We start from the raw sequence: 4,005 nt of genomic DNA, 5'->3' as shown, positions 1-4,005 counted from the left end.
GTAACAGACAGGGCGGGAGCGGCTGCGGCGGGGGCGCCCCCTGCTCGTACGGGGCCGAGAGCTCGGGGGACGCGGGGCGCTCGCCCGCCTGGAGGGCCGCCTCCGAGCCCGGCCCCCACGGCTGGCCCCAGGGCTGTCCCGCGGGCGGCTGGGTGTGCTGCGGCTGGGGAGCCCACTGGTCACCGTGCGCCGGGAGCACGACCCCCTCGTACGGGGTCGTGGCCGCGGGCAGTTCCGCGTCCCCCGGAGAACCGGGGGCACCGTCCTGTCCGCGTCCGTTCTGCGTTGTCACCGAGACTCCTCGTTCGCGTTGCTCCACCGGAATCGTCGGGTCACGCTACCGGGTGACATGAGGGGGCGCCCAAACCGCCGGAGGACGAGAGGAACGCCACATCAGACGGCCGGCACCGGGCACAACTCCCCGGCCCGCCATGGGCGCCCCGTCAGGGGCGCGAGCGACCAGCCACACACGCCCGCGCCCCGCGACGCACCAGCAGGGGCAGCCGGCCCCCGGCACGGTCCGCCGGACACCCGCTACGCGGCCTGGCTCAGCTCCAGGCGGGCCGTGAACTCGCGCACGACCGTTTCCTCAGCGAAGGGTTCCAGGCGCTGGCGGAAGTCGTCCAGATACTCCGTGCCCCGGTCGGAGCGGAGGCCGCTGAGCACTTCCGCCGCCTCCCCGCCCGTCTGGCAGGCGCGTTCCACCTCGCGCTGCTGCACCTGGGCGCCGGCGAGCAGGAACAGCCCGATCGCGCGCCGCCGGGCGCGGCTCTCCGGGTGTCCGTCCAGGGCCTCCTCGGCCGCCGCTGCCGCCGCCTCGCCCTGTCCCAGGTCGCGGTGGCAGTGCGCGAGTTCGTCGGCGAGGTAGGCGCGGTCGAAGTGCGCGATCCACGCCGGGTCGTCCCCGGAGTCCGCGTCCGCGTCGGCGCGGTCCATGGCGTGCAGCGCCTGCGAGACCGACACCTGGCTCGCCCGCCCGTCGCCCATCAGCGCGTGCCCGCGGGCCTCGGCGGCGTGGAACATCGACTCCGCGCGCGGAGTCACCCGCCCCCGCGACCCCTCCTGCGCGGCGCGCGCCAACTGCGCGATCTCGCGCGGGTTTCCGAGCGAGGCGGCGAGGTGGCTCATGCCGGCGGCGAGTACGTAGCCGCCGAACGCGCGGTCGCCCGCCGCCTGCGTCAGCCGCAGCGACTGGATGTAGTACCGCTGCGCCAGCCCGTGCTGCCCGGTGTCCACGGCCATATAGCCCGCGAGTTCGGTGAGCCGGGCGACGGCCGAGAACAGCAGCCGGCCGACCGACTCCCGGTACGAGCCCGCGAGCAGGCCGGAGATGACGCTGTTGAGGTAGTGGACGACGACGGGGCGGATATGGCCGCTGCCGTACCGGTGGTCGAGGGCGGAGAGCGCCTCGGTCATGGCGCGCACGGCCTGCACGTCCGGCATGCCGACATGGGAGCCCGAGGAGCGGGCCACCTGGCTGTCGGGCGCCGTGATCAGCCAGTCGCGGCTGGGCTCGACGAGGGCGGAGGCCGCGACCGTCGAGCCGGTGAGGAAGTCGCGGCGGCCGACGTCGCTGCGCCACAGCTCGCAGACCTGCTCGACGGCGCCGAGCACGGTGGGGGCGAACTGCAGGCCCACGCCGGAGGCCAGGTGCTTGCCGTTCGCCATCCCGATCTCGTCGATCGTGACCGTGCGCCCCAGCTTGCGGCCGAGCGCCTCGGCGATGATGCCGGGCGCGCGCCCGCGCGGCTGCTGGCCGCGCAGCCAGCGGGCGACCGAGGTCTTGTCGTAACGCAGGTCGAGACCGTGCTCGGCACCGCACATGTTCACGCGGCGGGCCAGTCCGGCATTGGAACAGGCTGCCTCCTGGATGAGAGCTTGCAGCCGTTCGTTCGGCTGCCTCGCTACGAGCGGCCTGGCCATATGGGTTCCCCCTCGGGTGACGGCTACAGGTGATCACTTCCCGGCGCATATGCCCGTGATTCCGAAAAACCCCTCCCTTCACGGCACATCGCACCAAGGAGGGGCTACCCACCCACAGCCACGGGTTGTGTACGCGCCCCCGCACTTGCACCCATGCGCCCTTCCGAGCGCGGCGTGCCACCGCTGGACGCCCCGTAACCCATACCGACAAGGGGAGTTGTGATGAACGTGGATACGACCATCGGAGTCACAGCTGGAGTTACGACGAGCACATACATTCCCCGCCAGCGGACAGAACCCCCACTCGAACACGCCGTGCGCTACACCGAGGAGCGCCACTGGGACGTCTTCCCCGGCACCTGGCTGGAGGCCGTCGACGGCGTGCCCCGCTGCGCCTGTGGCGCCGCGGACTGCGGTGCGCCCGGCGCGCACCCCCTCCGCTCCGGCTGGTCCCGGGAGGCGACCGGCAGCGCGACCACGGCACGCCGGCTGTGGAGCCAGGAGCCCCGTGCGTCCGTACTGCTGCCCACCGGGCGCACGTTCGACGCGCTGGACGTACCGGAGTCGGCGGGCTGTCTGGCGCTGGCCCGACTGGAGCGCATGGAGCTGTCGCTCGGCCCCGTCACCTGCGTGCCCGACGGGCGGATGCTGTTCTTCGTCCTGCCCGGGGCGACGGCGAAGGTCCCGGATCTCGTACGCAGGCTGGGCTGGTCCCCCAGCGCGCTGGACCTCACGGCGCGCGGCGAGGGGGACTGGGTGGCGGCGCCGCCCACCCGGCTGGGCACCCGGGGCTCGGTGCAGTGGGCCCGGCGGCCGACGGCGGCCAACCGCTGGCTGCCGGACGCGGAAGAGGTCGTGCCCACCCTGGCGTACGCCTGCAGCCGCGTGGTGTGACGGACGGGTTCCGCTCCCCCGGTGACGTCCGGTGCCGGGCAGGGGCCGCCCCTGCCCGGCACGGGCTGCTCACCCCCCGGAGGGGAGCGCGGCCTGCAGGAAGGGCTCGATGACGCGCCGCCAGTCGTCCGGCTGGTCGTAGTGCACCAGGTGGCCCGCGTCCGGCACCTCGGCGTAGATCCCGCGCGGCAGCACCCGGACCATCTCCTGGGCCTCGGCGCGGCCCAGCTCGCCGTCGATGCCGCGGACGACGAGCGTGGGGCAGCGCACCTGCGCCAGCTCGTCCCAGTGCGCGTCGTGCACCCAGGTCTCGCGGGCGCGCAGCATCTGGCGCGGGGAGAAGACCGGCCGCCAGCCGTCGGCGCGCTCGGCCATCACCTCGACGAAGAACTCGCCCCGCGACGGGTTCGTGCGCTCCAGGAGCGGGTCGTCCTCGCCGAACCACCGGCGGACGTCACCGAGCGTCGCGAAGGGCACGGGCCACGACTTGAACCAGCTCTCCCACTCGCTCTGCGACTGCTCGCCGAGCGCGGAGGCGCGCATGTCGCAGATCACCAGGGCCTGCACCAGGTCGGGCCGCTTGGCGGCGAGCTGCCAGGCGGTGAGCGCGCCCATGGAGTGGCCGACCAGCGCGACGGGGGCGAGGCCCAGCTGCTCGATGGCGGCCTCGGCGTCCGCGACATACGCCTCGCGGTCGTACGGGCCCTCGGCCGGCTTGTCGCTGCGGCCGTGCCCGCGCTGGTCGAGGGCTATGGCGCGGTAGCGCGCGGAGAGCCAGCGCGCCGCCTGCGCCCAGTGCGAGGCGCGGCCCATCAGCCCGTGCAGCAGCAGGACGCCCGGCGGGGTGCGGCCCGCCGGCGAGTCGGCTGTGTCCGCTGCGCCCGCTGTGTCGGCTGCGTCCGGTGCGCCTTCCTGGGTTCCCTTGGGCGGGTCGGCGAACTCCCAGGCGGCCAGCCGGATTCCATCCGCTCCCGTCACGTTGATCCGTCGCACCATGCGTCGTGGCACCCCCACTCCCTCTGACCCGCGCATCACGCTATCGAACCCTTATTCGAACAGTCTGGTATCCCCGCCAACACCCCACCATCGAGTGACAACACACCAGGGTTGCCCCACGCCGCCACGGGGAGACAGGAACCGGGAGGGGGGCCGACCCTGAGAGCTCGGGGCTCCGGGTCGCTTCGGGGG

The 4,005-nt window shown here is 73.9% G+C and carries 3 protein-coding genes and 1 pseudogene; 1 reads left to right on the top strand and 3 read right to left on the bottom strand.

Going from position 1 to position 4,005, the window contains the following annotated elements; all coding sequences use genetic code 11:
• A pseudogene (locus G5C65_RS32785) lies at positions 1 to 292 on the bottom strand (hypothetical protein); the annotation flags it as partial.
• Positions 293 to 534: 242 nt separating this feature from the next.
• Entirely contained in the window at positions 535 to 1,923 is a 1,389-nt protein-coding gene (locus G5C65_RS32780) for an NsdA family TPR-like regulatory protein (RefSeq protein ID WP_165302708.1), read from the bottom strand.
• A gap of 222 nt (positions 1,924 to 2,145) precedes the next feature.
• Here G5C65_RS32780 and G5C65_RS32775 point away from each other — a divergent pair, with 222 nt between their 5' ends.
• Positions 2,146 to 2,817 carry a bifunctional DNA primase/polymerase gene (locus G5C65_RS32775; protein WP_165302707.1) on the top strand — a complete coding sequence of 224 codons (672 nt, stop codon included), beginning with the start codon at positions 2,146 to 2,148 and terminating at the stop codon, positions 2,815 to 2,817.
• 69 nt (positions 2,818 to 2,886) lie between these two features.
• Here the strand turns inward: G5C65_RS32775 and G5C65_RS32770 are convergent, their stop codons facing one another.
• A complete protein-coding gene (locus G5C65_RS32770; protein ID WP_165302709.1) occupies positions 2,887 to 3,813 on the bottom strand; it encodes an alpha/beta fold hydrolase in 927 nt (308 codons plus the stop codon).
• Positions 3,814 to 4,005: the final 192 nt, after the last annotated feature.

Source organism: Streptomyces boncukensis (assembly GCF_011045075.1).
Classification (GTDB): Bacteria; Actinomycetota; Actinomycetes; order Streptomycetales; family Streptomycetaceae; genus Streptomyces; species Streptomyces boncukensis.
Note: the sequence above shows the minus strand (reverse complement) of the source record. Positions and strands in the feature narration are given on the sequence as shown.